The organism is Candidatus Thermoplasmatota archaeon (assembly GCA_029907305.1).
Classification (GTDB): Archaea; Thermoplasmatota; E2; order DHVEG-1; family DHVEG-1; genus JARYMC01.
Genome location: JARYMC010000087.1, coordinates 1 through 5,842, shown reverse-complemented (window position 1 = coordinate 5,842; position 5,842 = coordinate 1). Strand labels below are relative to the sequence as shown.

The window sequence follows — 5,842 nt, the reverse complement described above, 5'->3', positions numbered from 1 at the left end:
GAGAGACATCCATCTCGTTCAGGTATGCAAAAAAACGATATGGATTCTCTCCATAAAAACCTAATTTACGGGCAACACTAGATGGGATATTTAAGAGTATATATCGCGGAAATTAGTTTATATAAAAATTCGTGCTTGATCTATCAAAACCTTGAACCAACTCGATTTTTGTGGAATCCTCAGGTGGCATCCAGCCATGCAGAAGATGTACTATATTAGGTAAAAATTTTTTAATATCTGCTGACAACTGGGTTACAATATGTTTCTCACCAAAATATTTTTTACTGATCTCATATGTTTTTTTCTGCGTGGTATATTCATCTAAAAAACCAAGGGCATGTATGTATTCATGGAGTAAAATGTGGAATATATATGGTTTTAGCAGTTTTTTGTTGGTTTGAATTATTCTTCTCAACGGGGTTTTGTTTAATACAATGATATTAGATGTTACGGGGTGATATGCACCAATAAAACCATCAAAGGAAGCACCTAGTTCTTGTAATCCTAGCATTAAGCCTGCTCTAGATCTCCCCTCATTTCTACGCACAGCTTCTTTCACTGTTTCAAATATTTCAATTATGTCTTGTTTTACATTATCATCTATGTTTCTTTCTTTCATTTAACAAACAAGTAATTCACAATCGTTAATAATTCTTTCTATCTTATCTGACTAACCATACATCAATAAAATTCATTTAATCTCATCAATCATTGGAAGGATTTGTTTATCTTTAAAACCTCTTTGCTGAATGGCACCACTTGGACACGTGCTCACACATGTACCACATCCTTGACACAATCCCTCATTCACTTTTGCATGCATAACCATTTTCTCGTTGATTTCCTCCTGAACCGAATCAATTGCATTATATGGACAAACTTTTATACACATCTTACAACCACTACACAAATCTTCATCAACAAAAGCAACATTTGGCTCAGCTTTGAGTTGTGGTTTAGATAGTATAGTTGCTGCTCTAGCAGCCGCAGCCTGAGCTTGATAGATAGATTCACTGATGAATTTTGGTACATGACAGTTACCTGCAACAAAAACCCCTCTTGTTGAAAAATCAACTGGTCTAAGTTTCACATGTGCTTCTAGGAAGAAACCATCATCATTAACAGGTACTTTTAACATTTTTCCAACCACAGGATTATCTGGATTTGGCTGTAATCCAGTTGAAAGAATCAAATGATCCGTTGGGATTTTTAGGGTCTCTTTTAGCATAGGCTCATAGATTTTTACTGCAAAAATGTTTTTTGTATCGATTTCTGGTTTTTTCTCAGGATCATACTGAAGGAACATAACACTTTTTTCTCGTGCATCCTTGTAAAATTTTTCTTTAAATGCGTATGTCATTAGGTCACGGTATAGTATGAAAACTTCGGCTTTTGGATTCAGTTCTTTTATTTTTATGGCGTTTTTCACTGCTTGCATGCAACAGATTCGACTACAGTATTTTCTTTTATCGTCGCGTGATTCAACACATTGTATCATTACAAAAATTTCACCATCTCTGATATCATTTTTTGTGCTTTCACTCAATATTTTTTCTAATTCGGATTGGGTTAGTACACGTGGGTCTTTGCCATAATGATAAGATTTTGGTTTGTATTCATCTGCACCTATTGCTACAACAACAACGCCATGTGAGAAGTTTATGGCTTCTTTTGGTGTTTTGATCTTAGATTCGTAACTACCAACATATCCTTTTAATGTTTCTAAATAAGAACTCAAATAAACCTTTATTTTGCTGTGTTTTTGGATTTTATCGGTCATTTCATTAAGTATGCGTGGTATATCTATTCCTTCAACTGTGTAATAGACTTTATGTAAGTATCCTCCAAGCATTGGTTCTTTTTCAACTAGTGCTGTTTCATATCCTTGATTGGCCAATGATAATGCAGCTGTCATTCCAGCTATACCACCACCAAGCACCAAAGCTTTTTGTATAACTGGTATCTCTGCTTCCTGTATTGGTTGCAGAAGCCTGGTTTTTGCGACAGTCATAGCTATTAGTTTTTTTGCTTTCTCAGTTGCTTTTGCTGATTGGTCCATGTGAACCCAAGAGCATTGCTCACGAATATTTGTCATTTCTAAAAGATATGGGTTCAACCCGGCGTCTCTGAGGCTTTTTTGGAATAATGGCTCATGTGTCCTTGGTGTACATGCGGCAACTATGATACGGTTAAGGTTGTGTTTTTTGATTGCATCAACAATTTTTTTCTGAGTATCCTCAGAGCATGTGTATATGTTTGCCTCTGCAAAAGCAACGTTCTTTAGAGATTTTGTATGTTTTACTAGTTCTGGTACATCGAGATAACCACCGATGTTTATCCCACAGTGACATATGAAAACACCGATACGTGGTTCTTCATTTGAAACATCTCTTTCTTTTGGGTATTGCTTTTCTTTTACAAGTGTACCTTTTGCATCTTTCAAAAGCGCAGCTGCATTAGCTGCAGCAGCAGATGCTTGCATTACTGATTCAGGTATGGCCTGTGGTTCCAGAAATGAGCCTGCTGCAAAAATACCTGGTTTTAAAAATACTGGGTCATCTGGGTTTGTACGAACAAAACCAAACTCGTTTACATCTAAACCTAATTTGTCGATTAACTCGTTTCTCTTTTCTGCAGCACTACATAAACCAACAGATAAAACAACTAAATTGAATTTTTCTTCTTTTAATTCACCAGAGTCATCCTCATATTTTATTATCAAATCATTTGTTTTTGGATCCTCAGCTATCTCAGATATGCGTGACCTTATGTATTTAAGCCCATGCTCTTTTTTTGCTCGGTTTATGTATTTGTCAAAATCCTTTCCATATGAGCGGACATCTATGTAGAAAACAGTGGGTTCAATATCTGCTGAGTGTTCTTTTGCTATTATTGCTTCTTTTGCTGTGTACATGCAACACATAGCAGAGCAGTAATCATGGTTTATTGATGCATCACGTGACCCGACACAGTGAACCCATGCAACTTTTTTTGGATGTTTCTGGTCGCTTGGTCTTATTATTTTACCCTGTGTTGGGCCAGATGCTGATAGTACACGTTCAAACTCTATACTAGTCAATACATTTTTGTATTTTTTGTATCCGAACTCTGGTTTTATAACAGGATCAAAAGGTTGTGAACCTGTTGCTATTATTACTGCACCAACGTTGAGTGCTAGTTGTTCTGGTTTGTCATCATGGTTAATTGCACCTGATTTGCATTCTTTCACGCATCGCATGCAATCAACGCAACCACGGTGTTTACCATCGCCTTCTTTATCGATAACGTAAGCATTTGGTATAGCTTGCGGAAAAGGTTTGTAGATTGCCTTGCGTTTGGTGAGACCATATTCAAAAGCATTAGGTAATGATATTGGACAAACAGCTTCGCAGCTACCACAAGAGGTACATTTCTCTATATCTATATATCTAGGTTTTTTCAAAACATTTAATGTAAAATTACCTGGGTTACCTGCTATACTTTGAACTTCAGCGTTTGTATATATCTCTATATTTTCATGTCGAGCGCAATCAACTAGTTTCGGTGAAAGTATACACATCGAACAGTCGTTTGTTGGGAATGTTTTGTCAAGTTGTGCCATTATTCCACCGATTGTTGGTGTTTTCTCTAACACATAGACTTTGAATCCCATGTCTGCCAGGTCCAATGCTGCTTGAACACCGGCTATGCCCCCGCCGACAACTGCAACCGATCCAACAACATCAGTTTTTTTTGTCATAACAACCTACTTTGTTTTTCTTTGATAACCCTGTTTTATCGCAATGTTTTTGATTGCGTTCATCAGCTTCGGTATCTCAACCCCTTGCGGGCATTGGGTTAGGCAGCGATGATGTGAAGAACAGATTTCAACAAATTTATTTGAGAAAACAGGTTCTTTCATTCCTAATAAAACATTTTTTATGACTTTGCGTGGTGAATATAAAGGGTCAAGTTCTCGCTCTGGGCAACCAGCTGTGCAGGTTCCACATGAGAAGCACTCATACAAATCTTTACCTGACTCGTTGTTTGTTATCTTGTACTTGAAGCTCATATCAAGATATTTATTCGTTTTTTTACCAGTAATATCCTCATTTTGTTCCTCAAGCAGTCTTTCGTTTCTTACAGCGTTCATAACACCTTTAACATTAACTTTTTGAGGACATTTTTCTAGGCAGCGATAATGCGCGCTACATATCCAGAAAAACTCGCTTGATAAAACCTCGTCTTTCAAACCAAGCAAAGCTTTTCTTATAATCACACGTGGGTTCCATTCTGGTTTCACGTCCATCTCTGGGCAACGAGCAGTGCAAGAACCGCATGCGAAACATTTCAAGATACCTTCTCCGCCTTCTTCCTTTGCAATTTGGAATTTGAAGTTGTGGTCAAGTTTTCTTGAGTCGATAGCACTCATACTATTTTTCTCCAACCTCAGTGAACTCATCTTCTTTGTAAACAATCATGGGTATCTTTTCTTCTAAATCTCTGCCTGGGGCATATTCGAATTCTTTCTGCGCGTTCTCAGCAACTGGTATAAAAACATCCATGAGTGGTATCTCATTTGGGCATGCCTGTTCGCATAAACCGCATTCAACACAGGATAGGATCATGTGGTTCATACGCCCAAGCTGGAACAACAATGAATCGTTTGGCATTTTAAACAAACCCTTGCTTTCTGCTTTCCGTAAAAACTTGTACGCCTCTGAATCAAAAACAGATGAATCAAACAAACATTCTCTACAGTAACAGATAGGACAAGCCTGTTGGCAGTTATGGCAGTTAACACATTTATCAAAAAACTCAACTAATTTATTGATTCCTTTTATAGAACTTTTTTCTTTCAAAAATTCTTCTCGTTTCTTTGATTTATACTCACGGATTTCTTTTATTACTTTTTCACGGTTTTTATTATCTTTACCTTCATCTAACTTGGTTGATTCGAGAATTTTTTTACCGTTTTCTGTATGTGCCTCGACCAGAATTTCTTTTTCAATATCTGAACCATATAAACCAATTACGATATCAGCGTTTGTTGGAATCGGATCTTTGCAGACACGGCATGCTGATCTAAGATATTTCTCAAATTCATCGTTTTTCTTTTTTATGGATTCAAGTAAAAGCTCTGTTGGTTTTTTCTTACCATGAAAATCAGTGTAAGTGTTAATAGAAAATGTGCCTAGGCAGTCAACGCCTATAATTATGAGGTTATCTAGTTTTGCTTGGTTTAGTTTAACTAGTTCAACAAGAGCACGGATCTGACATGGATGCATAACAATACCGATAGGTTTTGGTGATGCCTGGAACTTTGTCATCTTTGAAACTATTTTTGCTGTAGAAGCTGGAAGTATTGGAGCAAAGATATCAGCATGTAGTTTTTTTGCATCAGAGATTAAAACCGGGAAAGCAACTTTTTTAGATGGTGTTGACTGTTGAACCAACAAAGCATGTATTTTACCTGATTCTAGTAAGTGTTTAAGGAAATCATTTATTGACTCCGTTGGTTTGTTGTCTTTAACTTTTATGATTTTCTGTACCATTTTTGTCCTCCTTTAAATGTTCCAGTGTTTGGCTATCGGATTTGGGCCAAGTTTTTTGATAGCATCAGTCATCTCTCTCATTGTGTCAGCAAATTTCTGCCCTTCTGAGGCTGATATCCATCTAAGCCAGACTCTTTCTTTTTCAAGCCCTAAAGTGTCTAATATGTTGCTTAGTAGAACCATGCGTCTCCTCGCCTTATAGTTGCCATCTATATAATGACAATCTCCAGGATGACATCCTCCTACAAAAACACCATCTGCACCATCTAGCAGAGCACGTAATATGTAAACCGAGTCAACTGAGCCAG

At 37.0% G+C, this 5,842-nt stretch carries 5 protein-coding genes; all 5 read right to left on the bottom strand.

Annotation, left to right across the window (positions count from 1 at the left end; translation table 11 throughout):
* Positions 1–112 precede the first annotated feature (112 nt).
* Entirely contained in the window at positions 113–619 is a 507-nt protein-coding gene (locus tag QHH19_06375) for a hypothetical protein (GenBank protein MDH7517951.1), read from the bottom strand.
* Positions 620–691: 72 nt separating this feature from the next.
* The gene (locus QHH19_06370) at positions 692–3,739 is read right to left on the bottom strand and encodes a CoB--CoM heterodisulfide reductase iron-sulfur subunit A family protein (protein ID MDH7517950.1); all 3,048 of its coding nucleotides are present in this window, start codon (positions 3,737–3,739) and stop codon (positions 692–694) included.
* Positions 3,740–3,745: 6 nt separating this feature from the next.
* Positions 3,746–4,411: a 4Fe-4S dicluster domain-containing protein gene (locus QHH19_06365; GenBank protein MDH7517949.1), complete on the bottom strand. Its 666-nt coding sequence runs from the start codon at positions 4,409–4,411 to the stop codon at positions 3,746–3,748.
* A 1-nt stretch (position 4,412) separates the two neighbouring features.
* Positions 4,413–5,534: a Coenzyme F420 hydrogenase/dehydrogenase, beta subunit C-terminal domain gene (locus QHH19_06360; GenBank protein ID MDH7517948.1), complete on the bottom strand. Its 1,122-nt coding sequence runs from the start codon at positions 5,532–5,534 to the stop codon at positions 4,413–4,415.
* A 12-nt stretch (positions 5,535–5,546) separates the two neighbouring features.
* Positions 5,547–5,842, bottom strand: a 296-nt coding sequence (locus QHH19_06355) for a hydrogenase iron-sulfur subunit (protein MDH7517947.1), incomplete at its 5' end; no start/stop codon positions are given.